The organism is Colwellia psychrerythraea 34H, from assembly GCF_000012325.1.
Taxonomy (GTDB): domain Bacteria; phylum Pseudomonadota; class Gammaproteobacteria; order Enterobacterales; family Alteromonadaceae; genus Colwellia; species Colwellia psychrerythraea_A.
In genome coordinates this window covers 2,016,738-2,043,003 of record NC_003910.7, presented here as the reverse complement: position 1 = coordinate 2,043,003, position 26,266 = coordinate 2,016,738, and the positions used below count along the sequence as shown (strand labels likewise).

The following is a 26,266-nucleotide window of genomic DNA, read 5'->3' as shown; positions in this document are numbered from 1 at the left end:
TAATAATAAAATATAAGAGGTATTCATGGAATTAGGTGCTCTAAGAGGTGTGCTAGGAATTTTCGTTTTGTTAGCTATCGCCTACGCGTTATCAAGTGGAAAAAAATCAATAAATATTCGCACAGTCGGTTTAGCTTTTGCACTACAAGTGCTGCTTGGCGCTTTTGTGTTATATGTTCCCTTTGGTAAAGATGTTTTGCTGTCTATGACTAATGGCGTGCAAAGTGTTATTGATAGTGCAAAAGTAGGCATTAACTTTCTTTTTGGTGGTTTAGGTACCGATGCTATGTTTGACAATGGTGTAGGTTTTGTCTTTGCCATCAGAGTATTGCCTAATATTATTTTCTTTTCGTCTTTAATTGCTGTGCTTTATTACCTTGGCATAATGCAATGGGTAATTAAAATCATCGGCGGCGCATTACAAAAGCTTTTAAAGACAAGCAAACCTGAGTCACTTTCAGCTACGGCCAACATATTTGTCGGTCAAACCGAAGCCCCTCTTATTATTCGTCCCTATATTGCAAAAATGACCCAATCAGAGCTATTTGCCATCATGGTTGGTGGCCTAGCATCCGTTGCAGGTTCTATTTTAGCAGGATACGCTGGCCTAGGTATTGAACTAAAATATCTAATTGCCGCTTCATTTATGGCCGCCCCAGGTGGACTATTAATGGCTAAAATCATTTGCCCTGAAACTGAACACGATAAAATAGTTACCGAGTCTGTCGATTATGATGACGAAAATGAAAAACCAACAAATGTAATTGATGCCGCCGCTTCTGGTGCAGCGTCAGGTCTTAAATTGGCAGTAAATGTCGGTGCAATGTTACTTGCCTTCATTGCCTTAATAGCATTGTTAAATTCGCTAATTGGCGGTGTTTTTGGCTTATTCGGTTATGAAGATATCACCATAGAATTTTTCTTGGGTTACCTTTTTGCACCGTTTGCTTATGTTATTGGTGTTCCGGTCAATGAAATGCTGCAAGCAGGTAGTTTTATTGGGCAAAAAGTTGTCGTCAATGAATTCTTTGCCTATGTTAATTTTGTTGAAATCAAAGATACCTTAAGCCCTGCAACTCAAGCCATTGTGACTTTCGCATTATGTGGTTTTGCTAATTTATCATCAATAGCCATTTTACTTGGTGGCATTGGTTCGATGGCGCCGAGCCGTCGACATGACATTGCCAGATTAGGCATGCGAGCCATGATTGCAGCTACTTTAGCCAATCTAATGAGCGCAGCAATTGCTGGTATATTTATTTCCTTATAGGAAATATATACACAAAAACGATACACGAGAATTTAACACAGGAACAATACATTATGTCTGATATTAAAGCAGTAGCCCAACGTGCACTGTCACTAATGGATTTAACGAGTCTTACCAACACGGAGACTGACCAAGAAATTATTGACCTTTGTCGTCAAGCTAAATCACCTGCCGGCGAAACGGCCGCTATTTGTATTTTCCCACGCTTTATTCCTGTGGCTAAGAAGGCGTTAAAAGCGCAACAAACACCTCACATAAAAATAGCAACCGTCACTAATTTTCCACAGGGCAATGACGATCTTGATATTGCGTTGGCAGAAACAAGAGCTGCTGTCGCTTATGGCGCTGATGAAGTCGATTTAGTCTTTCCTTACCGTGCGTTAATACAGGGTAATGAGACAATTGGTTTTGATATGGTAAAGGTATGTAAACAAGCCTGTAGCGGCAATGCTAAGCTTAAAGTCATCATTGAAACAGGTGAGCTTAAATCTGAAGAATTGATACGAAAAGCGAGTGAAATTGCTATCAACGCTGGCGCCGACTTTATTAAAACATCGACAGGTAAAGTAGCCATTAATGCCACACCTGAAGCGGCTAAAGTTATGTTAACCGTGATAAAAAATAAAAATACTGCGGTGGGATTTAAACCTGCAGGAGGCGTTAGAAATGCCGATGATGCCGCTATTTATCTTGATTTAGCAGATAATATATTAGGTAATGAGTGGGCAGATGCTAATCACTTTAGATTTGGTGCTAGTAGCTTACTTATCAGCTTATTAGATACACTTGGACATAAAAGTAATACTAAGTCATCAAGTAACTACTAAGTCCCCCCTAAATCACAGCTAAGTTATTGCTGCTATTATCAGGCAACTAAATCCCATTACAACAATACCTGAACGTTGAAACATTAATTTTCAATGCTCAGGTATTTACTACATAAAAAGAAATAACTAAAAATGGCACAACTTTATTTTTATTACTCATCGATGAATGCGGGAAAATCAACTCACCTTTTACAATCATCTTATAACTATCAAGAACGTGGCTTAGTCACCGCTATTTATACTGCGAAAATTGATGATAGATTTGCAAAAGGCAAGGTTGCTTCACGATTAGGTATTGATGCAGACGCTTTTTTATTCGACGAAAAGATCAATCTATTTAAAGACGTTGACCAGAAACATCAAGCTGAAAAAATTGATTGTGTACTAATAGACGAAGCACAGTTTTTGTCAACTGAACAAGTTAAACAGCTTACTGATATTGTCGACCTATTGCATATTCCTGTATTGGCTTATGGCATACGCACTGACTTTTTAGGACAAACCTTCTCAGGTAGTGCCGCTTTGCTCGCTTGGGCTGACAAATTGGTTGAATTAAAAACGATATGTCACTGTGGGCGAAAAGCTAACTTTGTCATCAGACAAGATGCTAACGGTAAAGCGGTACAAAATGGTGAGCAAGTAGAGGTTGGTGGCAATGAACGTTATGAGCCCCTTTGTCGTGCTCATTTTAAGCAACTCGTCTGGCTATAAAGCAGCCGGTTACTAACCTTAGCAATCTATATTAGCTGCTAAGGTTATTTATTCGTTAGTAGATTACCGGTGGTAGCTCAGGGCTCTCTTCAGAGTAAGTAATCGCATTATTAAATTGCTCAATGGCTCTATTGGCTGAGTCTTCATCTTTAGCATGTAAACGTGCAATCACTTCGCCACGATTCACTTGTACACCCAGTGGTAATATCCGATCAAAACCAACACTGTGATCTACCTGTTGTGTAGGTGCCGTTCTCCCTCCACCTAAACCAACCACCGACATGCCAATAGCACGAGTGTCCGTCTGCGCAATGTAACCATGCTGTAATGCTCGCACCTCAGTAATAACATTTGCCTTTTTCATTGAGTCCCAAGGCTTTTCTATAAAGTTTTTCGGTCCACCTAACGCGGATACCATGCGATCAAATTTTTCAGCCGCTAAGCCTGAATTTAATACCTTATCAATTTTCTCACGGGCATCTTTTTCACTACTCGCTAGATTTGTATTAATAAGCATTGCACTAGCAAGTGCTTGCACAATTTTATGTAAGCGCGGCTCTCGTTGTTTACCGGTTAAGTATTTAACTGTTTCATACATTTCTATGGCGTTACCGGCACTAGTACCCAAGACTTGATTCATATCGGTAATAATAGCCTGTGTTTTAACGCCCGCTCCGTTAGCAACACTGGTAATGCTTTGTGCAAGTGCTTTAGCATCATCTAAATTATTCATCATGGCACCATTGCCAACCTTGACATCCATCACTAAGACATCAAGTCCTGCGGCAAGCTTCTTCGATAAGATAGAAGCGGTGATCAATGGAATAGATTCAACTGTAGCGGTCACATCACGAATAGAATACAAACGTTTATCGGCGGGTGCTAAATTATCGGTTTGTGAAATAATGGCAACACCAACGTCTTTAACAATACGTTTAAATTCACTAATACTGGGTTGTACATTAAAACCAGCAATACTTTCAAGTTTATCTGCGGTACCACCAGTATGGCCCAAACCACGCCCTGAAATCATAGGAACATAACCGCCGCAAGCAGCAACGATAGCAGCTAACATAAAGCTAACTTTATCACCGACACCACCCGTTGAATGCTTATCAACAATAGGACCATCAAAACCTTCCCAGCTAAGAACCTCTCCTGAGCGCATCATAGCCTTGGTAAAATTGACTCTTTCATCAATCGACATACCCTGTTGAAAAATAGCCATGGCCATAGCGCCAACTTGGCTATCTGAAAAGTTGCCATCAACAAGGCCTGAAACAAAGCCATTTATCGCTTGTTCATCTAATATTTTACCATCACGTTTCAGTCGAATAATCTCTTGAGGGATGATTTTAGCGGTTACAGACATGAATTAAATCCTTATAAGTCTAATAAATCTTTTGGGGTGAATGCATCTGGTAATAATTGTTGTACCGTCCAGATTTTTCGGTCATTTTTGTGGTTTACTGCAACCACTAGCGCTGATTGCTCGAAAAATTCAGCAATCACTTGCCGACATGCACCGCACGGAGGAGTCAGCTTGTCTTGTTCTGTGTAAATCATGATGAACTTAAACATCTGCTTACCCTGAACGACAGCATGACTAATACAGTTACGTTCGGCGCAAATGGTCAAACCATAAGAGGCATTTTCCACATTACAGCCGTTCACGATGTCTCCATCCGTAGTCAGTGCTGACGCCCCAACATGAAATTTACTGTAAGGAGCATAAGCGCGTTGGTAAGCTTCTTTTGCCGCTGATAGTAGCTCATCAAAACGCTCTATTTTATTTTTATCCATATTTACATGCCTTTAGATAATTTACTGTATTTATTATATTAATATACCATTGCTGACCATATGGTCAAGTTATATATGAGATAAAATACACTGGCATACTGTTAGCAAAAAAAAAGCCATACTTTTCAGTATGGCTTTACTTTTGATTGACCAAATAGCGTTAGCTCATGTCAGCTAACACACTTAATAATTAAGTCATTAAAAGTCGTAACTTACCCCTACGCGCATTTCCCAAACGGAAGCATCTTTGTAAAAGTTTTGATCTTCATTACCACTATTGAAGCCCTCATAAAGGTATTTACCATCATCTTGAACCGACATTTCAACCATGCGATTACCAACAAACTCACCTTGCTTCATCACACCCCAATCATCATTTATCATATTACCTACGTTTTTAATGATAAAGAATGCATTGCCTCGATGTCCTTCAATTAAACCAGGGATTTCTTGGTTAATTTTAATATCAAAGCTTACATACCAGTCAGCATTTTGTGCGTTTCGACCAGTAGTTTGACCACGTGCAAGCCCTTCAGCGCTAACAAAAGCGTCAAATGCTGCTTTATCAAAATCAGGTCCATAAACAACATTAGCATCATCAACGGTTGGAATATAAACTAACTGTCGGTCGCCACTCCAGTTATTGTCGCCAAAAGCACCATCTGAATCATCATAAGTAAATGAATAAGCTTGCCCTTCACTTGCTTGACCAAATAAGCTAAAGCGTGTTTCAAGCCCACCAATGAGCTCAACACCATAACTAATATTCATGGTGAAACGATGCGGTATCTCATAATTAGATGTGGTAATTGGCGGATTAAGTGCATCCGTTGTCGCTAAGTTTCCGTAGTTAGATCCTGCAACCGCACTAGTCATTGGGTTAGCATCTTCAGACTTGGTGTAAGAATAACCAAATGAAGCATCTAAACCAAAATCAAAACTTTTGCTTAACGCTAATGAAATAATTGTAGAACTACCATCACTCTTAGTATTCGTTAATACATATTCATTAGACACATTTTTAACACCATCAGGATGAGTTACTTCCTTATAGGTAGGACGGCCATCGAATGTTTTATCGCCGTATTCTAAATTATAGTCAAGAATAGTCGCTGAATCTTGCTTACGGTTATGTAGGATATCTGCCGAAACAATATAATCATTATCAGTAGTGTAAGTAGCACCTAATGCATATTTCCACTCTGATGGAATTTCAAAATTTGGGTCAGTCGCATTAACAGAAGCATTACCACTTAGTTCGTCTAGATCTTGAATTGAATCTACCATCACTTGTGGTACACCAAAACCTGGGCCTCGAGGGTCCGAAGATGGTGTATTAAACAAATCAAATTGCTCACCAACCATTGCAATACTATCTTTGTGATACTTGGCACGTTCACTAATATTCACTAAACCATCGTTTGAATATGAGTTAGACAACCAAACGTTAGGGTTACCGCCAGAATAAAGACCGAAACCACCTCTAACTTCTAAATTATCTTGAACCGCCCAGTTAAAACCTACGCGGGGTTGGATTAAGTCAATACCATCCATATTTTTGTCATTTCTGATACCATAACGTTCTTCAAATTGAGCGTTATAGCGCGGGTTATCGCTACTGGTATAACGGTCATAACGTAAACCTACCGTTAATGTCATATCAATATCAGGTAATGTGTATTCATCTTGAATATAGAAAGTATGCAAACCATAAGTGAATTCTTGGCTAGCATCACTTGGCACATTAGTACCAGCAGAGTTATTGTAGTAAACACGATCCGCTAAACCATTCTCATATTCATCTATAGAACCAAAACGATACTCACCTACGGTGTGTTGCATAAATAAATTAAATGCAGTTAAACTTTCATACTCATAACCAGCAGTAATGGTGTGTTCATCTAAATAGTAACTACCAGCAAGCTTAAATGTAGTTGTTTCCCAGTTCATTTCGTTCGATTGGCGTGAATCATCCGGACCTAAAAAGATAGTTGTGCCATTGTGACGAATTTGCACTTCACCAAAACCGCTATCCGCATCTAAGGATTCTTGTCTATTTTCGAGTTCTGTGTGGCCTACTCTTACTTCAGTAGAGAAATTATCTGTCCAATCAGAGTTCAGTGAGCCTACGAATGAATTTAATTCTGCGCCTGACTCATAAAAATGATTGTCTAACGTCATACCCCATTCATCAGATTGGTCTAATTTAAAACCATCATTGTAGTTGTACACAAAACTAGCACGATGATCTTCATTAATATTCCAATCTAATTTAACAAGAATTTTTTCATCATCAACCGCTTTACTTGCTGGAGTGCCACCCGCGTTATAACCATATTTATCTATCGATATTTGGTTTACACGATCAATATCCGCTTGTGTAACTTGAGGATCGCTTCCAGTCATTGGCGAATATTCAAATAATTGCACACCATCTAATTTTTCATAAGAGGTATATAAAAATAACGTATCTTCAATTAACGGTAAACCAACATTAAAACCATAGCGCTTATCATCGTAATCACCATTGTCTTGGTCTTCACCTTCAATGCTGTCACCTTTCAATGAATCATTGCTGTAATCGTAAAAGACACTGCCATGCACTTCATTTGTGCCTGATTTTGTTACCGCGTTAATGTTACAAGAGGTGAAACCACCATACTTTACGTCAAATGGGGCGAGTTCAACCGAGACTTGATCAATTGAATCATATGAAAAAGGAATACGTGTAGTCGGATAACCATTATCATTTAAACCAAAGCTATCATTCATACGAACGCCATCAACAGTTAAACTGTTAAATCTTGGGTTACCACCACCACACTGAATAGCATCGCTGCGACTTTCATCAATATAAATACGTGGGTCAATACGTACAATATCTTTCAGATCACGATTTATTGACGGGGCATATTTTAAGTCGTCAGAATTAAAATGAGCTGCTGGTCCTGTACCACCTGACTGCATACTGATAGAACGACCAGTAACAACAATGGTTTCTAATGCGCTTTCTGAGTTTAAAGCCACACTTAACGGGTATGTTTCACCTAATGTTAAATAAATATCTTTTACAGTTGTATCCTCAAATTTATTTGAATCAACAACAACTCGGTAAGGTCCACCTACACGTAAGCCTTTGGCAACGAAAAGGCCTGCTTCATTAACTGTTGCCGTTTTGGTAGTACCAGATGGTACGTGAACAATAGTTATGATTGATCCAGCCGCAGGATTACCACTTGGCCCTGCAACCCGTCCTTTTATTGCAGAGGTGGTAACATTAGCCATAGCCGCCGTAGAGAGTCCAAGCGCAAGTATTAACGCGCCAGTAATGCGTGAGATACGATGAGTTTTCATCTGTTATTCCTAAGTTATGTTATTAAATAATTATTTTTCTTATGGAAACAAATGATAAAAAGTTAACCATTTGCTCTGTTTTTATTTATATTGAAATTAGCAGACTTTTATGTCAGTTTCATTACAAATATTTACATATTGATAAGAATGTAAATGTATAGAGATGTAAGACCAGTAAGAATAAAACAACAAGTAAATTACAAACCCTTTAAAAACAAAGAGTAACGAGTTATTTCAGTTGTAGGTTTGTAGAAGATAAAATAAATAACTTTTTTATATAAAATATTGTTATGAAAAGAGACAAGTTTAATTACATTTGGTTATAAAAACTTTCCAAACGGTCAGATAAATAATCATAAGCAATCCAGTTACAGTAAAAACAATAACTTAAAGTAAACGAATAAAAGCAGTTCACTTGATAATATTTGAAGTAATAAAAAAATTTTATAAAAATATTTATAAAACATTAATTTTTAGCCATCTCATAATAAAATTGTAATCAAACAACGATATGATGTACTTTTTTAGTTTAATAAATTACATTCACTGTAGATATTGTTAATAAACATAATATGAGTAATTTTTCTAAAAAGACGAGAAAATTGACTAATAACAATTTAAGTAATGTGTAATTTCTACCAATACAAAACGTAAAAATTCACATAAAAACAATCATAAAAATACTAACGAACACCGAGCCTAAAGAATGACTAGTGCTAATCTAATAAAAAAAACAGGTAATATTCGAGTAAAGAGTCAAGTTAAGATTCTATCGGCAGCCAGAACAGAGTTTGTACTGCAAGGCTATAGGGGTGCAACAGTTCAGTCTATTGCTGATAGAGCTGAGCTACCCAAGGCAAATGTCCTCTATTATTTCAAAAACAAAGAGAATATTTATCATGCTGTACTAGAAAATACACTTCAAATGTGGGACGAAGGTATTGGAGATATTGAGCAAAACGAAGGACCTAAAGTTGCCATAGAAAAATTTATCGCCGCCAAGGTAAGAATGTCATTTAAACACCCTGAAGCATCAAAGATATATGCCATGGAAGTTATCCAAGGCGCGCAACACCTGAAAGATTATGCTCGAACATACCAACGCCAATGGGTAAGAGAAAAAGCTAAGTTATTTCAACAGTGGATAGACAACGGTGAGATGGTTAATGTTGATCCCGTTCATCTTATTTTCCTTATTTGGTCTTCTACCCAGCATTACGCTGATTTTGACACCCAAATATTAACCATAATGAATCAAGCTGATTTCGAAGATGATGATGTTGAAAAAGTTATCGCATTTTTGTCAGACATTATTTTACGTGGTTGCGGCTTAATTTAATTCATTGACGTAAAGAAAATCTATTATGAAAAAATATTCAATCATTGCCTTAATTGCCTGGGTGTTCCCCACTATGACTATTGCACAAGAAACGACATTAAAAATTGCGACCTTCAATGTTAGTATGGAGGCGTTAAATTACGTTGCCCATAAACGTGGTGAAGCACCCAATATCTCCGGAAAAACACTTACCAAAGCTTTAGCTAGTGATCATCAACAGATAAAAAATATTGCTGAGATCATTCAAACGGTTAACCCTGATATTATTTTATTAAATGAATTTGATAATCAAAATAATGATCACCAGGACTTAAAAGCCTTTATCAGTCACTATTTAAATAAAAATCAAAACGGTAAAACGGCTATTGATTTTCCATACTATTACCAAGGCTCTGTTAATACCGGAGTAAATTCTGGTATGGACATCGATGGTAACGGTGAAAAAGGAAAATTGCCCGGCGATGGTTATGGTTTTGGTTACTTCCCAGGTCATTTTGGTATGGCTCTTTTATCAAAATACCCAATAAACGTTGATCAAATCAGAACTTTCCAACACTTTAAATGGCATGACATGCCAAATGCATTAATGCCTATAGATCCTGAATCAAATAAAGCCTGGTACAGCCAACAGGTTTGGCAAAAGCTTAGACTTTCATCAAAGTCCCATTGGGACGTGCCCGTAGAGGTCAACGGTAAAACCATTCACATACTGGCAAGCCATCCAACACCACCGGTATTTGATGGTCCAGAAGATAGAAACGGTAAACGTAATCATGATGAAATACGTTTTTGGCAAGACTATATATCCCCTGGGAAATCGAGCTACATTTACGATGACAAAGGTAATAAGGGTGGCATTAAAGCCAAGCAATCCTTTGTTATTCTTGGCGACTTAAACGCAACGACTGTGGATGGTAATGCGATTAAAGCCGGTATTTCATCGTTATTAAACGATGATAAAATTCAAGATGCTATGCCGCAAAGTCAAGCAGGCGAAAAGCATAGTCCTGAAAATGCTCATGGTAAGTACCATACGGCTTTTTGGCGCATGAGAGTTGATTATGTCTTACCCTCAGTTAGCGGGTTAAATATTAACAATTCTGGTATCTTTTGGCCTGCAGAAACCGACGAAAGCTACCGGTTGATAAAAGATAGAAAAGCGTCATCCGATCACCGCTTGGTCTGGCTTGAACTAACCACAAAGAATTAATCCCATTATATTTAACCACAAAGAACCAACATAATGAAAAAACTACTTTCCGCCGTTTTTGTCACCCTCACATTGGGTGCTTGTACTACCACTGAACAGTCTAGTGATATTTCATCTGATAACTCAGTAGCCCCAAATTCACAAAGCAGCCCTAAAAATATCATCATGATCGTAGGCGATGGTATGGGACCAGCTTATACCACTGCTTATCGTTATTTCAATGATGACCCGACAACAGCTGAAATTGAACAAAGTGTATTTGATAAACATTATGTCGGCTCAAGTAGTACCTACCCAGCAAAAATGTCTGGGTACATCACTGATTCAGCTGCTGCTGCAACAGCGCTAGCGACAGGTGTAAAAACTTATAATGATGCGATATCTGTTGATACTAATAAAAAGTCGCTTTTGACTGTTTTAGAGTGGGCCAAACAGCAAGGTAAAAAAACAGGTGTCGTTGTTACTTCTCAGATAAATCATGCAACTCCTGCCTCTTATCTTTCTCATAATGAAAACAGAAATAACTATAACGCTATTGCTGATAGTTATATCGACAATGGCATAAAAGCCGATGTTTATTTTGGTGGCGGCTGGAAATACTTTATTCGAGAAGACCGTAATTTAGTCAACGAATTTAAAGCAGCTGGTTTTCAATATATAGATGATTATAAACAATTATCAACACTGAAATTAAATAAACCGGTACTCGGTCTTTTTGGCGATAGCGGTTTACCTTGGGCCCTAGACGATAAAGAAAAACATCGTTTGTCGTTAATGACAAAGGCAGCTACAAAACAGCTTAAAAATCCCAATGGTTACTTTATGTTAGTTGAAGCCAGTCAAATCGATTGGGGTGGACATGGACGAGATATTGGCGCGGCTATGGCTGAAATGGACGACCTTGCAAAAACAATCGCTTTTCTAGAAGAGTATGTCGCTAAAAATCCAGATACCTTAGTTGTACTTACAGCAGATCATAGTACAGGAGGCCTCAGTATTGGAAGAAAAACAGCTATGTCTAACAAAGACATACACAGTAAATATTTATGGCAACCTGAGATACTACGAACACTGCCCCTTTCTCCTGAAACGTTTGCCAAAACCTTTGCTAACAACAACCTGACTCTGCAACAGGTCAATGAGGTATTAAAGTTTGAGATATCTTCTGATGATATGGCGTTGTTATTACAGTCAAAAAAAGAGGGTATAAAAATATACCAACAGTTATCAGCAGAACAAAAACAAAAAAAATGGGCACCTAAAGCTGAAGGACCTATTTTGATAGCAATTAAAAAAATCATAGACATAAAGACAAACACTGGCTGGGGTTCAATTAGTCATTCGGGTACACATACCGCAGTGGATGTACCCGTCTATGCCTTTGGTAAAGGAAGTGAGCAATTTAAGGGGCAAATAGATAATACTGATATTGCCAAAAAGATATTTACTTTACTAGGTAAAAAGTAGGAGCAAAGTAGGTACAAAAAAGCCGACAAGTGGCCACACGAGTCGGCTGAGCTCATACATGAAAGTGTAAGCAAAACTAGTGAATACTTTTATATTTTATAACCATAGTTCCTCTGTTAATTTAGCTAGAATAATAACTATTTATGTACCCGTTATTCTGGCTGTTAATTAACTTTAGCAATGACCTCATGATTTTTATCTTTCATAAATCGTACTTTCTCACCGCTTTGTAAACGCTCTCCGCCACGAACGACCACACTATCATTTACCGATAAAGCGCCCGTTACTGAAACCCAACTCTTTACACCTTGTCCAACAAGCACAGCAACTTTCTGTGCTTGTTGATCAGCATCGATAGTTAATACATAAGTTTCATTTTCTCGCAGCATCAAAGCATCACGTGGCACTAAAATAGCTTCTCTTGGTGCTTGTTTAGGTAAAGAGACAGTAACAGCGGTACCTGCTAACATCGCTATGCCATCAGCAGCTAGCCTGACATCAAAAGTACGGGAAGCTTGATCGCCCGCTTGGCTCCATGTACGTACAGGTAGTTCAATCAAGGTTTGATTCCATTTGACCATCACCTTACTGCCTCGTTGTAAAAATGGTGCGATTGAAATTGGCGCAGCAATTTTAATATCAAGATTCTTAGTATCAATGAGTTGCACTAACGGACGGCCAACAGAGATTAGCTCACCAACATGGGCAAAACGTTGACTAATATTTCCAGTAAACGGCGCTCTAATAGTGGTTTTCTCTAAGGAAAGTAAGGTTTGCTCCACTGATATATTCAACGCAGCAACTTCATTAATAGCAATGGTTAAATCTTTATTAACCCGTTCAAGTTCACTTAACGCTGAATTGTTTTTTTCGCGCAACTTTAGAAAACGTGCCTTTTGCCCGGTGAGATAGTCAACATCAGCTTGATGTTGATTCACTTGAGCTTGTTGACCGGCCAATTGCAACTTCAAATGGCGATCGTCAATTTGTGCTAACAGCTGGCCTTTTTTAACTTGGCTACCAACATCTTCAATCCACAACAATTGTCCGGTTTGTTCCGCAGATATTGGTGCATTTTTACGGCTGATAACATTGGCAGGCAACCAAATACTTGGGTTCACCTGTTCTTTTTTAACGGACTCAACACTGACCAAGTGTGCTGGCTTTTCTGGCGTTTCTGCCGCATTGGCTTCTTGGCAAAAGTTAAGTAAACCAATGACTGAGATAAACGTAAAAGTTATGAATGCTGAACTGAAAAGGTTTCCTTTAATCGACTTATTGCTCGACTTATTTCTCAACAGTGCCATTTTTGGTGGTACAACATTGGTTAGCATTAAATTATTCATGATTTGTTCCTTAATCTCTTGAGTTGTCGTTACGGGTTAACGCTAGCGTTTGGTAATTGTTGTACTGCACTTTGTTTACTCTGATTTTTACTCCGACTTAAGAAAAAATCATGCTTAGAGAGTCTTAACAAACATGGCAGTAAAACGATGGTAAATATTGTACTAAAGGCTAAACCACCGACGATAACCGCGGCTAAACCGCGATATATAACACTGCCAGCGCCAGGCATAAGTAACAGTGGTAACATGCCAAAAAAGCTGGTTGCTGTGCTCATAAAAATAGGCCGTAAACGTAAGGTCAACGCTTCCTCAATAGCTTGTGTCCGTTCAAGACCATCTTGTTGGCCTAAACGTGTTTGATGTACTAATAAAATGGCGTTATTAACCACTAATCCCAGTAAAATGATAAAACCTATCATAGTCAGTAAATCGAGTGGTTGAAAAACAGTGAGGTTAAGTAGTTGTAGCGCTAAAATACCACCAACCGTGGCTAAAGGAATGGTAATAACAACCAGTAAACTATCCTTGATGGACTTGAATAAGGCAGCCATTAATAGAAACAGAATAACTAAAGCAAAAGCAAAGTTCTCTGCCATAACACTAATCGCTTTATCTAACTGGTCAGCACTGCCACCATATTGAATATTGCCATCATTTGGCATGATATTTCGTAACTTTGGCTCTACCTGTAACTTTAATGCTGATATCGTTTCTTCCAGCGACCAACCTTTAGGCGGGTTAACATTCAAACTAATGGTACGTTGTCCATCAATACGCGTTAATCGGCTTGGTCCAACTGTACGTTGTATATCGACTAAGTTTGATAACGGTGTAACGCTGCCATTTCCTGTAACAACAGGCACATCTCCCAAGTTATCGGGATCATCCCAGCCATCGGCACGTAAAATCATGTTCAACCGTTTACTGCCATTAAAATACTCACCAACATACAGACCATCACCCAAGGTTCTCACCACGCGACCTACATCTCGACGGTTCCAGCCTTGCTCTAAAATATTACGATCGTTCGGGCTTAAGTTAATCTCTGGCTCTGACATAGCAAGACCAGGGTTGGCGTTAACATTCGCCCCTTCAATCGCTTCTTTTATCCAATCCATACCTTGGCGAGCTACTTCTTGCAGTGCTTTGGTATCTTTAGATTGCAGATGTACCTGTACTTGTCTACCGCCACCAAAACCACCGAACAAGTTACCTTGTCTCGCAAACGCTCGTGTATCGGGTAGGTCAATAAGTATTTCATTCTGAACAATGTCAAGTAGCTCATCAACTCGGTCTTGATCTTTTACCCTAACGCCTAAACTGCCACCAAAGGGTCCACCAAAAATATAATAGTTTTTCAATGCTGGTTCTTTAGTGCCATCCATATATGGTTTTAATCGCTCGACAATTGGTTGGATAATTTCCTTCTCTATAGTTTTGACATTTGCACCGGGCGGAAATTGCAAGTTCGCATCAATAGCATCGCGCTTTACTGGTGGTAAATAATCAAGTTTTGGTATGGCAATAATAGATATGACAACCGGTAATATTAAAAGACTTGCAGCGAGTGACAAGCGCTTAGCTCGACTACTGGTGCTGTTCATCACAAAACGGGTAATTCTCTGCCACAGTTTTTTATTCGGATCGTTCACTTCTTGTTGTTTGAGAAAATATTTTGCTAAAACAGGTAGCAGCACTACGGCAACGATAAGTGACACCGACACCGCAATGGCAATAGTTAACGCTAAATCACCAAAGAGTTGCCCTTCAATATCTTTTAAGAAAAATACTGGTAGAAATATAGCAACGGTTGTCGCAGTAGAAGCAAGTAAAGCGCCCCACACCTGCCCTGCACCTTGCTCCGCACTATCATGTTCATCTAAGCCTTTATCACGCATTCGTAAAATATTTTCTAACACCACAATGGCGGCATCAAGCACCATGCCTACTGCAAAAGCTAAACCCGCTAATGAGATAACATTGAGCGACCGCCCCGTTATTTCCAAGACGATAAAAGTACTTAACAAGCTTACCGGGATAGCGGTAGCAATAATGAACGTAGCGCGGGCTCGACGAATAAAGAACCATAAAACCGATAACGATAAAACAATTCCGACAAATAGATTACTAGTCACTAAATTAATGGCGCGATAAATAAAGACCGAGGCATCAAAAGATTGCACCATCACTAATTTTTTATCCGCGAGTAATTCATTATTAAGTAATGCCACTTCTGTTTTAACGCGATTTAGCGTTTCTAATACATTAGCGCCATTGGCTCTGTCTATGCGCATTGAAAAAGCAGGATTACCATTTTGAACTGCCAGTCCTTGTCTATCGTTACGACGCACCTCAACAGTAGCAATATCACTTAAACGAATATTACGACCACCACGTGACTCAAGCATTAATTGTGATAATTCATCAACACTGTATTTACCGCTATATCGCAAGGTATATTGACGTCTGCCAACATCGACAAAACCACCTGAAATGTCATCACTTGCCGAAACTAAAGCGATTAATTCTGGAATTTCGATACCATATTCTGCCGCTTTAATAGGGTCATATCGGATCTGTAGCTCTTCCCTATTTTGCTCCATAAAGGTTTGCACGCCAGCAACCCCTTCAACCGCTTCAAGGCGCGGCCTAATAACATCATTAGTAAAGTCGATATATTGGTTAATATCTTGAGTATTGCCCGGTAAAGCTTGTAAAAAGAAATAGGTTAGCGCGGGAGTATTGCCCCCAAAACCGCCAAGCATTATTCGTGGCGGTCTGGCATCACGTGGCAAATTGGCCACACGAGTCATTCGACTTATCACTTCAATTAAGGTTTGCTCCATATTAGTGCCAACACCAAACGACAAGTTTATGTAAGCACTTCCTCTATTGGCAAAAGCATTCATTGACTCTATACCAGGGATACCTCGCAATACTTGCTCTTGGGGTTCAATGATTTCAGATTCAATTTCTTTAGGTGATGCCGATCGCCAAAAGGTTTGTACCGCTATTTGTGGACGTTCAATATCAGGAAAAAGCTGAACGGGTAACTTAAATAAACTGAGCATGCCGACTAGCAGAGTTAGGGCAACAACTACAGCAACGGCTGCTGGGCTAGTTAAGGCGCTCTTGGTGAGTTTCATTGTGATACCAACGTTGGGTTACATTATTTAACAATCAAGATACAAGTCCTCAGTAATAAAGAAAGGACGGTTGCGGTTAATCGAGATAAATACACGACCAATGACCAGAGCGAAATGCTTTGAAATTACCTGACATAATTAGACATATTTAGAGGGGGCTTTGAAATAAGTGAATAAAATGTTAATAGTTTGATGACTTACTGGGTCACTCTTGTGAACTTACGACGTTGAAGCGCTATTGATTTGTAACACAATAAGCTATAATCGAGACAAATTTTTAGTTCAAGTTATCGACTATTATGAGATCAGTATTTTTAATTGGGTTTTACCTACTTTTATTGTCACTTTCGATGAGCACACGAGCTTTTACACCTGAAAGTGATGACAACAGCGTCGACAGAACTCCTCACGAAACAGCCTTTGAAGAATGTTTATTTACTGCCATTAAAAGTGCCAATAAAAGTGCCAATAAAAAGGCTACGCTAGCGCAAATAGAAAAACAATGCGAAGAACAGATAGCACGTATCATTCTCCAAGATGGCGAAGGCCAGGACATTGAACTGGGTGCGCTTTCCCATAGAATAATTAAAGAAAAAAGAACCGCTGCGGATCCTTATGTGCTTACACCTCATAAAATGAATTACATCTTGCCTTTTTCTTATGTTGATGAAATTAATCGTCAAGCTTATCAAGACGTTCCATTATGGGCCGATAATTTAAAAGATGCTGAGGCCAAGTTTCAAATAAGCCTAAAGATTCCCCTGCTGACTGGGTATTGGTTGAATGAAGGTGACCAATTATTTTTTGGTTTTACCTTAAAGTCATGGTGGCAAATTTACGCAGATGAAATTTCTAAACCGTTTAGAGAAACCAATTATCAACCTGAATTCTTCTATATTACGCCGCTAAATTATCATCCTTGGGGAGGAAACTCAGCCTTAATTACCGGTTTCGAGCATCAATCAAATGGCCGTTCACAGTTGCTTTCCAGAAGTTGGAATCGTGTTTATATTAACTACCTGTATGAAAAACGTAACTTCGCCCTATCTTTTCGTCCTTGGTATCGCATACCTGAAGGAGAGAAGTCTTCTCCTTCGGCTGGCCAAGGGGATGACAATCCCGATATTTTAGATTACATGGGTCACTTTGAATTAGGCATGGTATACAAATACAGTAAAGATTTTGAATTATCTTTTAAAGGCCGTGAGAATTTCGCCACGCATAATGGCTTTGTTGAAGTCGGTGCTACCTTTCCACTGTGGGGAAAATTAAAAGGTTACGCTCAATTTAGTAGTGGCTATGGTGAGAGTTTGATTGACTACAATGTTAATCAAAAACGTTTCGGTATTGGCATAGCATTAACAAATATTCTTTAAATTAATCATCTATACCCCCACAACAAGATGACTGTATCTAGACTAAAACGTTTATTTCTTTACCTGTTTTCTATAACAGCTAATTCATATTCATCCTACGTAGAGAGGAGCAGTAAGCTGTTATCTAACAGCTTACTGCTCCTTTTACTAAGCCCGCTTGAAGTCACTTTGATGCGCAATCCGATAAAGTATTGGCAATACAAATAAAGTAAGCAAAGTAGACGAGATAATTCCACCAATCACTACGGTGGCTAATGGTCGCTGTACTTCTGCACCCGTACCTATATTAAGCGCCATAGGAACAAAACCTAGTCCAGCGACTAAAGCCGTCATCAAAACAGGTCTTAATCTGATCATAGCGCCATCAATAATTCTAGACATAAGTTCTCCGCGTTCTTTACATAAATCACGAATAAAGGAGAGCATGACTAAACCATTGAGCACGGCCACACCAGAAAGCGCAATGAAACCTACACCTGCTGAAATAGATAAGGGCATACCACGAAACCACAAAGCAAGAACACCCCCAGTAAGCGCTAATGGGACACCTGTAAATATAATCAAAGCATCTTTTAGATTGCCAAATGCCATGATTAACAGCCCTAAAATCAATGCTAAGGTGAGCGGAACAACAATGGTTAAGCGTTTACTTGCCGATTCTAACTGTTCAAAAGCGCCACCGTACTCAAGCCAATAACCAGCAGGTATCTCAACATTATCTTGGATTTGTTGCTTGGCATTTTTAACAAACGAGCCTAAATCAGTACCACGTACATTGGCGGTTACCACGATACGTCGTTTACCATTTTCTCGACTAATTTGATTAGGTGCAGGCGCTAGCTCCAATATAGCCACTTCAGACAATGGAACATAATTCCCATTAGGCAGAGCAATTGGCAACTCGCTTAACCGATTAACATTTTGTCTAACTTGCTCTGGCAGTCTTACCACGATATCAAAACGGCGGTCCCCCTCATAAATCACCCCTGCTTTCTCGCCACCAATAGCTGTAGATAAAGCATATTGCAGTTGTGAGACATTAAGACCATAGCGCGCAAGTTCAACCCTTTTTGGGTGTATCGATAACATTGGCAATCCCGTTACCTGCTCAACTTGAATATCGCTAGCGCCTTCAATTTTTTCTATCACTTCTCGAATGGCATTCGCTGATTTAAGTAGCTGGTTTAGATCATCACCAATAACTTTGATGCCAAGATCTGCCCTAACGCCAGAAATCAGTTCATTAAAACGCATTTCAATGGGCTGGGTTAGCTCAAAATTGTTTCCCGGTTGGCCAGAAACTGACACAACAATTTGTGCAGCCAATTCACCATGACTTAACTTCGGATCAGGCCATTGGCTCCGAGGTATTAGCATTACATAAGTATCAGCAATATTAGGTGGCATAGGATCATTAGCTACTTCTGGCGTACCAATTCTAGAGAATACATTTTTGACTTGAGGGTATTGCTGTATTTTTAATTCCAGTGCTTTTTGCATTTCAATCGATTGGCTCAAACTCGTACCTGGAATGCGGATTGCTTGCAACAGTAAGTCTTCCTCATTGAGCTGCGGAATGAATTCAGAGCCCAGTGTGGTCGCTAACCAAATTGAAAAAGCGACCAAAGCAGCACACGCCAGTAAAATTATCCAACGTAGCTTCATTGCACCAATAAGAAGTGGCTTGTACACACTTTTAGCGGCACTGATCACTGGGCTTTCTTTCTCACTAATTTTACCCTTCATAAATAAAGCAACGGCAGCAGGCACAAGGGTTAAAGATAAAACAAGTGCGGCTATCAATGCCATCACTACAGTTGCCGCCATAGGGTGGAACATCTTCCCTTCAACACCCGTTAAACTAAATAACGGAATATAAACAATGGTAATAATGAAGACGCCAAATAAGCTTGGTCTGATCACTTCATTCGTTGCCGAATAAACGACATGTAACCGATCTTTTCGAGAAAGAATACCGCCTTGGAGTTTTTGCGCATCGCTTAACCGTCTAATGGAGTTTTCAACAATGATCACTGCACCATCAACAATTAAACCAAAATCAAGTGCGCCAAGACTCATTAAGTTGGCTGAAACACCTGTTTTCACCATACCAGTGATCGTTGCTAACATAGCTAAGGGAATTACTGCTGCAGTAATTAATGCTGCTCGAACATTGCCTAGTAAAAGAAAGAGCACAATGATGACCAGTAAAGCCCCTTCAACTAAGTTTTTTTGTACTGTGTACATGGCTTTATCAACCAGTGTTGTTCGGTCATATACCGACTCAACGATAACGCCTTTTGGTAGTGACAATTTTATTTTCTCAAGCTTTTTAGCTACCGCTAAGGCAACTACCCGAGAGTTCTCACCCACCAACATCATGGCACTGCCGAGTACTATTTCTTTACCAGCAGATGTTGCAGCACCCGTGCGAAGTGATTTACCGATAGCAACTTGGGCAATATCTGATATTTGCACTGGTGTATCATCAATGACTTTAACAATCACTTGTTCTATATCGTTGATATTGGCGAGTTGACCCGGCGATCTAACCGTAAGTTGCTGACCATTTTGTTCTATGTAACCTGCCCCTCGATTGCTATTATTATTACTTAAGGCAACATTGATATCGTTAAAGGAGATTGAAAATTCGAGCATTTTTTTAGGCAATGGCGTGATATGGTATTGTTTGTCATACCCTCCTATCGTATTTATTTCTGTAACGCCGGGCACCAATGCAAGTTGAGGTTTAATAATCCAATCTTGAATTTCCCGCAAAGCCGTTGCGTCATAGGATAAACCGTCTGCTTTTACTGCCTGTGGTGATGCCACCACGCTATACATGAAAATTTCTCCCAATCCCGTTGATATCGGCCCCATTTCAGGCTCTAGACCTGCGGGAATTTTATTTTTAATGGCGCTTAACTTTTCGTTAATCAAATTACGGGCAAAATATAAATCGGTATCTTCACTAAAAACCACCGTGACCTGCGATAATCCATAACGTGAGATGGAGCGCGTGTATGACAAATTAGGAATACCAGTAAGCGCCGTTTCGACCGGAAAAGTAATGCGCTGCTCCGTTTCAAGTGGTGAATAACCTGGCGCACGGGTATTAATTTGCACTTGCACATTAGTAATGTCAGGCACTGCGTCTATGGGAAGTTTTTGATAACTCCAATAACCAAGACCGATGAGTACAAATATCATGGTCATCATCAGCCAACGACGCGCGATGGAGAAACGTAATATTGATTCAATCATGTTTATCTCCTTAGTGAGCGTGCGCTGCGCCAGCTTTACCTAAATCGGCTTTTAGCAAGTAGCTATTGATCAGCGCATATTGCTCACCCGCTTTTAAACCTGAGATAACTTGACTAAATTGTCCATCAGTTTGGCCAAGTGTTAGTTCACGCGTTTCATATCCCCCTTTATTTGTTACAAAAATAATGTTTTTTCCTTCAACGGATTGAAAGGCACGATTATCGATAACTAAGTTAACATCCACTTGATGAGTTACTACACTGCCCGTTAACAATTGTCCTGGAGCCCATGAACCTTTGCTATTATCTAATGGCACTCTTGCGATGATAAATGGCTGATTTTTATTGGCCATTAAATGCATGATGCTCGATTGAGTTGTGGCAGCTGTTGATGAAATAGTGACTTGTTGACCGGTGTGAATTGCTTGTCGTTGACTTGGGAATATCTTGTACTGAACCCATAACTGCTTATAGTTTTCGACAGTTAATAGCGGTTGTTGATTGGTCAAGTCGCCGGGGTTAGCGTGACGTTTGGTTATCACACCTGAAATAGGCGCGGTAATGTTATAACGCGTTAAACTATCGCTTGATTCTACTTGAGCAATGTTTTCACCCGTCGTAACATTATCGCCAACGTTAACGGTTAATTTAGTGATCAGCCCAGGAAAACGTGCGCGCACCTGACTTATTGCACTTGAGTCAATCACCGCTTTACCATAGACAGTGGTCGTTTGTTTTATTTGCCCTGTACCTGCTGTAGCGTTGATGATACCTGCTTTTTGCGCATTAACTTTTGTAATTTCAATATGCCCTTCTTCTTCACCATGTTCATCTTTGTGTTCGCTTTTATGCTCATCCGTGTGCTCATCTTTATGACCATGCGTATCTGCTGACATTGCATTGTTGCTGATGGCTATGCTGGCTAACGCCGTTACTAATAAGAATAAAACACTGGGATTGACTCTATTTTTAATCACTTTTTTGTGACCTTTTAGTTGGTGACTAGTTTCTCTTTGAAAAGTTGCCATGGAAAATACCTTAAAATGCTTTTTGATTGATGAAGTTATTTGGTTGCGCATGATTGCTCTGTGTCGCAGACAATGGCTCAGCGATAAGTTGTTCTATTTGTGTGCCATAACGTAAAGCGGCTGCTGCTGATTCAATCATGGCGCGACGAGCAAAGAGCAATTCCTGCCTTGCACTTAAATAATCCAAATAACTGTAACGGCCACGTTGGTATGCTACCTGGGTCTCATTTAACGCTTCTGTTAATGTAGGTATGATGCTCTCTTTTAAATTTTTCGCAGTAAAAATAGCCTGTTTCCTGTTCGCATAAGCTCGATATAGCTGATGATGTAAAGCCAGCATGGTCGCTTTCCTTTTAACAACTACTTCGTCACGTGCTGCTTGTGCTGAACTAATGGCACCGACATTTCGTTTTGAAGAAAATAACGGCATGCTAAAACCGGCGGTTAGTGCAGTATCATTTAGCGCTTGTATTTGTTTGATACCGACCGACCATTTTATATCTGCACTGGACTCTGTACGGGCTAATCTTAACTGAGCTTCTTTTAATCGTTCTTCAGTGGCATAAATTAAAATTTCAGGGTTTTGTTTAACTTTTTCCAGTAACTCTTTAAATTCAATATCCGTTGAAAACTGATATAAGCGTCCTTCAACACCCGTAAATGATGGTGTCGTTTCATTCCACATCATAGCGAGCGCAACTCTTGCGTAGTCCAGCTGTTGTTGCTCAGATGAGGTGGTAAGTCTGGCATTGCCTACTGCGGCTAGTGCTCGTTTTATCTCTGCTTTAGGTGCTACTCCCGCTTTTGAGCGTTTTTCAACTTCGGTTAACGTCTCCTCAGCGAGTAATGTCGCCTCTTTAGCTAATAACAAACGCTCTTGTGCCGCAATGATGTCAATGTACCGACGAGTCACTTCACCTAGCACATTTAGCGCTTCAATTTTACGCATCGCCGCAATTTGTGAGCTACGGCTATTAATCACATCGGCACGCGCTTTTCTTTTATCCCCTAATTCTAAAATTGAAGAAAGTGAAAGAGTGAATTCTGTACTTTTGAAGACACCTACATCATCCGTACCGGCGAAATTTTCCATTTCAAAACCGACTTCATAAGCCGGACTTAAACCCTGAATTTGTAATTGGCCCTCAAGAGCGTTCTGACGAAATTTAAATACCTTAAGTGAAGGGTTATCTTTAAGCGTTCGTTTGATCGCCGAAGACAATGTTAAGTGTTGCTGTTCAGGTGTTTTTACTTCATTTTTACTGTGCACCAAAGGACTAAATGCCCAACAAAGCAGAATAAATAATTGAAGGTAAAATACCTTCGCTGAAGATAACCACGACATGTTTACTGTCTTATGAGGCACATTACTAAAATAATGCATCTGTATTTCCTATTTTTTGATAATGATATTGAAGGTATTTTGTCAACTACCTACGGAGTTTTAAAAGGTTATAACGTACGTTTTTGGCGGACGAAGTCCTAAACTAAACCGGTTAGACCGACTTGATAACGATAAAAATATGGCTGAAAATTCTTGGGTAATGCACTCATTAAGTACGGTTTTTATCAGCTACTGCATCGCTTTGAATTGATACTTTCGCTTCATTAATAATAGCGAGACTAGAATGAATGACGATACCAGCAATGACACTGCCTATTACCCAATCAGGCCATGCTGCATCGAATTGACCGACTAAAACGGCTGAGATTATTATCCCTATATTGGCCAACATATCGTTACGTGAGCAAATCCAGCTTGCTTTAAGGTTCACATCACCTTGTCTGAACTGGTATAAGAGGACAAAACAAATCATGTTAACAATTAAGGCCATGAAACCAATCGAAAGCATCAACTCAGATTGAGGCTCACTGCCAAGCCAGATGCGTCTGGCGACATCGACTAATACGAGTAAACCAAGCGATAACTGCAAATAGCCATTTGCCAAAGCCGCACGACCTTTATACAACAAACTTTTACCAACCGCATAAAGGCTAAGTGAGTACACTGCAGCATCGGCAAGCATATCTAAAGAATCTGCAAGCAATCCACTAGAATTGGCTAACCAGCCGGCAATAAATTCGATAACAAACATACTAAAATTAAGGATGAGTACAATCCAGAGTAGTTTTCTTTCACTGGCATTCTTTGCTTCTGCAGCACAACAACTCGACATAATAAGCTTCTTTATTCTTGAATAAGGTATTTAATTACGTCATGATAAACCTTACTGTTGGAGTAAGGTCAAGCGTAATGAAAATAAATCAGCTATCTAAATTAACCAATGTGCTCAGCAAAACCATTCGATATTATGAAGACGTTGGTTTACTGCCTAAAGCATCGCGAAATAGCAATGGCTATCGAGAGTACCGTTCTAGCGATGTCGATAATTTGATTTTTATTCGCCGATGTCGAGAGCTACAAATTCCTCTTGAGAAAATAAAAATTTTAATACAAGTACAAACAGACACCTCATCCTCGTGCAGTGAAGTAGACCTACTTATTAAGCAGCAATTGGAGAATGTTCGTGAGACGATAAACGAATTATCATTATTAGAGAAAACGTTGCATACGTTAGCAAAATCTTGTTCAAATGATATTGTTGGGGAATGTGAAATTTTGAAGAATTTGAAACAGTAAATTAGCTAAACAGGCAACAATAAAATTATTACCTGTTTTTGATAACTAATACTTTATTCAGGTAAACCAAAGGTATCAACAACGTAATCGAGATCTTTATCTCCTCGACCACTTAGATTAACGAGTACAGATTTTTCAGGGAATTTCTGTGCAAGCTTCATGGCGTAAGCAACCGCATGGGCACTTTCTAAAGCGGGAATAATTCCTTCTAATCGACTCAATTCATAAAATGCATCAATACACTCTTTATCGGTAATACTGTCGTAGGTCACTTTATTCATATCCTTCAACATACTGTGCTCTGGACCAACGCCTGGGTAATCAAGTCCACTGGCAATTGAATGCACTGGTGCTGGCTCACCATTTTCATCCTGTAAGATATAACATTTAAACCCATGGATGAGACCAGGCTTACCGAGAGTCATAGTGGCGGCATGTTCTCCCGTTTTAAAAGATTTCCCTGCAGGTTCAATACCAAACAATTGAGTCTCATCATCTTCTAAAAAAGAAGAAAATATTCCCATTGCATTACTACCACCACCAATACAAGCAACAACGCTGTCAGGTAACTCACCTGTCATATCTAAAAATTGTTCCCGCGCTTCAATGCCAATAACACGTTGAAAATCACGTACTATCATTGGAAATGGATGTGGACCCACAACTGAACCGATGCAATAAATGGTTGAAATAGGATCTTTAAGGTACGCTTCAAAAGCACTATCTACCGCTTCTTTTAAAGTTTTCAAACCATGCGTTACGGGGATAACAGTTGCCCCTAATACTTTCATGCGCAGTACATTAGGGTACTCTTTTTTTATATCAACTTCGCCCATATGTATTTCGCACTCTAAGCCAAAATAAGCCGCTGCGGTAGCCAAGGCAACACCATGTTGTCCTGCGCCCGTTTCAGCAATTAGTTTCTTTTTACCTAAGTGTTTAGCGAGCAATGCTTCACCCATACAATGATTTAACTTATGAGCACCAGTATGGTTTAAATCTTCTCTTTTTAAATAAATTTGGCCACCATATTTTTCTGATAAGCGTTGGCAATGATAAACAGGAGTCGGACGACCTTGATAATATTTTCTAATATCACGAAGCTCTGAAATAAATTTATGGGACTTACTAATAGCAAAGTAAGCATCATTAATTTTTTTCATTTCTTCTTCTAAATTTGGGGGAATAAATGCACCGCCATATTCATTAAAAAATCCGTCTTTGTTTGGGTACTTTTTAAAATAATTCTCTTTCATTTTATTCCTTTATGATTATGGGAAGAGTAAAAATAATAACCAGCGATAAATAATACCGCAAGGATAAATCTGCCTATTATCCCAATCTAAATCAAATAAATGGGAAAAATTTCATTAGGTAAAAAACTGGATGAAGTTTTTTAATTTTTAAATAATATTTATCAGAGTATTTTGGATGACATATAGATTATCTCAACGATTACTCTTTCCCTCTCCTTAAAATTAGTCG

Annotated in this window: 18 protein-coding genes; 8 read left to right on the top strand and 10 right to left on the bottom strand. The window is 39.2% G+C overall.

The window, feature by feature from the left end:
- The first annotated feature begins 25 nt into the window (after positions 1-25).
- The 3 genes from CPS_RS08740 (at position 26) to CPS_RS08730 (ending at position 2,808) form a co-directional block, all read left to right on the top strand.
- Positions 26-1,270 (top strand): NupC/NupG family nucleoside CNT transporter, encoded by a 1,245-nt coding sequence (locus CPS_RS08740; protein WP_011042797.1) that lies wholly within the window; start codon positions 26-28, stop codon positions 1,268-1,270.
- A 53-nt stretch (positions 1,271-1,323) separates the two neighbouring features.
- Positions 1,324-2,097 carry a deoxyribose-phosphate aldolase gene (deoC, locus tag CPS_RS08735; RefSeq protein WP_011042796.1) on the top strand — a complete coding sequence of 258 codons (774 nt, stop codon included), beginning with the start codon at positions 1,324-1,326 and terminating at the stop codon, positions 2,095-2,097.
- Positions 2,098-2,229: 132 nt separating this feature from the next.
- On the top strand, positions 2,230-2,808 hold the full coding sequence (locus CPS_RS08730; protein WP_011042795.1) for a thymidine kinase: 579 nt from the start codon (positions 2,230-2,232) through the stop codon (positions 2,806-2,808).
- A gap of 55 nt (positions 2,809-2,863) precedes the next feature.
- Here the strand turns inward: CPS_RS08730 and deoA are convergent, their stop codons facing one another.
- The 3 genes from deoA to CPS_RS08715 form a co-directional block, all read right to left on the bottom strand.
- Positions 2,864-4,180 (bottom strand): thymidine phosphorylase, encoded by a 1,317-nt coding sequence (gene deoA / locus CPS_RS08725; protein WP_011042794.1) that lies wholly within the window; start codon positions 4,178-4,180, stop codon positions 2,864-2,866.
- Between the two features lie 11 nt (positions 4,181-4,191).
- On the bottom strand, positions 4,192-4,611 hold the full coding sequence (locus tag CPS_RS08720; protein ID WP_011042793.1) for a cytidine deaminase: 420 nt from the start codon (positions 4,609-4,611) through the stop codon (positions 4,192-4,194).
- Between the two features lie 198 nt (positions 4,612-4,809).
- Positions 4,810-7,965 carry a carboxypeptidase regulatory-like domain-containing protein gene (locus CPS_RS08715; RefSeq protein WP_011042792.1) on the bottom strand — a complete coding sequence of 1,052 codons (3,156 nt, stop codon included), beginning with the start codon at positions 7,963-7,965 and terminating at the stop codon, positions 4,810-4,812.
- A gap of 706 nt (positions 7,966-8,671) precedes the next feature.
- On the opposite strand from CPS_RS08715, the gene CPS_RS08710 reads away from it, so the two are divergent.
- Genes CPS_RS08710 through CPS_RS08700 form a run of 3 tightly spaced genes read left to right on the top strand, consistent with a single transcriptional unit; the run spans position 8,672 to position 11,981 of the window.
- A complete protein-coding gene (locus tag CPS_RS08710; protein ID WP_011042789.1) occupies positions 8,672-9,304 on the top strand; it encodes a TetR/AcrR family transcriptional regulator in 633 nt (210 codons plus the stop codon).
- 25 nt (positions 9,305-9,329) lie between these two features.
- Complete coding sequence (locus CPS_RS08705) at positions 9,330-10,514, top strand: endonuclease/exonuclease/phosphatase family protein (RefSeq protein WP_011042788.1); 1,185 nt, start codon at positions 9,330-9,332, stop codon at positions 10,512-10,514.
- Positions 10,515-10,547: 33 nt separating this feature from the next.
- Positions 10,548-11,981 (top strand): alkaline phosphatase, encoded by a 1,434-nt coding sequence (locus tag CPS_RS08700; RefSeq protein ID WP_011042787.1) that lies wholly within the window; start codon positions 10,548-10,550, stop codon positions 11,979-11,981.
- Between the two features lie 164 nt (positions 11,982-12,145).
- Here CPS_RS08700 and CPS_RS08695 read toward each other — a convergent pair whose 3' ends face one another.
- Together CPS_RS08695 and CPS_RS08690 are read right to left on the bottom strand one after the other, a co-directional pair.
- Positions 12,146-13,327 carry an efflux RND transporter periplasmic adaptor subunit gene (locus CPS_RS08695; protein ID WP_011042786.1) on the bottom strand — a complete coding sequence of 394 codons (1,182 nt, stop codon included), beginning with the start codon at positions 13,325-13,327 and terminating at the stop codon, positions 12,146-12,148.
- Positions 13,328-13,356: 29 nt separating this feature from the next.
- Positions 13,357-16,473 carry an efflux RND transporter permease subunit gene (locus CPS_RS08690; protein WP_011042785.1) on the bottom strand — a complete coding sequence of 1,039 codons (3,117 nt, stop codon included), beginning with the start codon at positions 16,471-16,473 and terminating at the stop codon, positions 13,357-13,359.
- Positions 16,474-16,823: 350 nt separating this feature from the next.
- Here CPS_RS08690 and CPS_RS08685 point away from each other — a divergent pair, with 350 nt between their 5' ends.
- Positions 16,824-17,849 (top strand): phospholipase A, encoded by a 1,026-nt coding sequence (locus CPS_RS08685; RefSeq protein ID WP_138140263.1) that lies wholly within the window; start codon positions 16,824-16,826, stop codon positions 17,847-17,849.
- Between the two features lie 147 nt (positions 17,850-17,996).
- Here CPS_RS08685 and CPS_RS08680 read toward each other — a convergent pair whose 3' ends face one another.
- From CPS_RS08680 to CPS_RS08665, 4 genes are all read right to left on the bottom strand, one after another.
- Positions 17,997-21,113, bottom strand: coding sequence for an efflux RND transporter permease subunit (locus CPS_RS08680; RefSeq protein ID WP_011042783.1), 3,117 nt, complete (start codon positions 21,111-21,113; stop codon positions 17,997-17,999).
- A 10-nt stretch (positions 21,114-21,123) separates the two neighbouring features.
- A complete protein-coding gene (locus CPS_RS08675) occupies positions 21,124-22,140 on the bottom strand; it encodes an efflux RND transporter periplasmic adaptor subunit (RefSeq protein WP_011042782.1) in 1,017 nt (338 codons plus the stop codon).
- A gap of 10 nt (positions 22,141-22,150) precedes the next feature.
- Complete coding sequence (locus CPS_RS08670; protein WP_011042781.1) at positions 22,151-23,485, bottom strand: TolC family protein; 1,335 nt, start codon at positions 23,483-23,485, stop codon at positions 22,151-22,153.
- A gap of 208 nt (positions 23,486-23,693) precedes the next feature.
- On the bottom strand, positions 23,694-24,317 hold the full coding sequence (locus tag CPS_RS08665) for a cation transporter (protein WP_011042780.1): 624 nt from the start codon (positions 24,315-24,317) through the stop codon (positions 23,694-23,696).
- Between the two features lie 77 nt (positions 24,318-24,394).
- Between CPS_RS08665 and CPS_RS08660 the strand changes: the two genes are divergently transcribed.
- On the top strand, positions 24,395-24,781 hold the full coding sequence (locus CPS_RS08660) for a Cd(II)/Pb(II)-responsive transcriptional regulator (protein ID WP_011042779.1): 387 nt from the start codon (positions 24,395-24,397) through the stop codon (positions 24,779-24,781).
- Positions 24,782-24,834: 53 nt separating this feature from the next.
- On the opposite strand, the gene trpB is transcribed toward CPS_RS08660, so the two are convergent.
- Positions 24,835-26,037 (bottom strand): tryptophan synthase subunit beta, encoded by a 1,203-nt coding sequence (gene trpB, locus CPS_RS08655; protein WP_011042778.1) that lies wholly within the window; start codon positions 26,035-26,037, stop codon positions 24,835-24,837.
- Positions 26,038-26,266 lie beyond the last annotated feature (229 nt).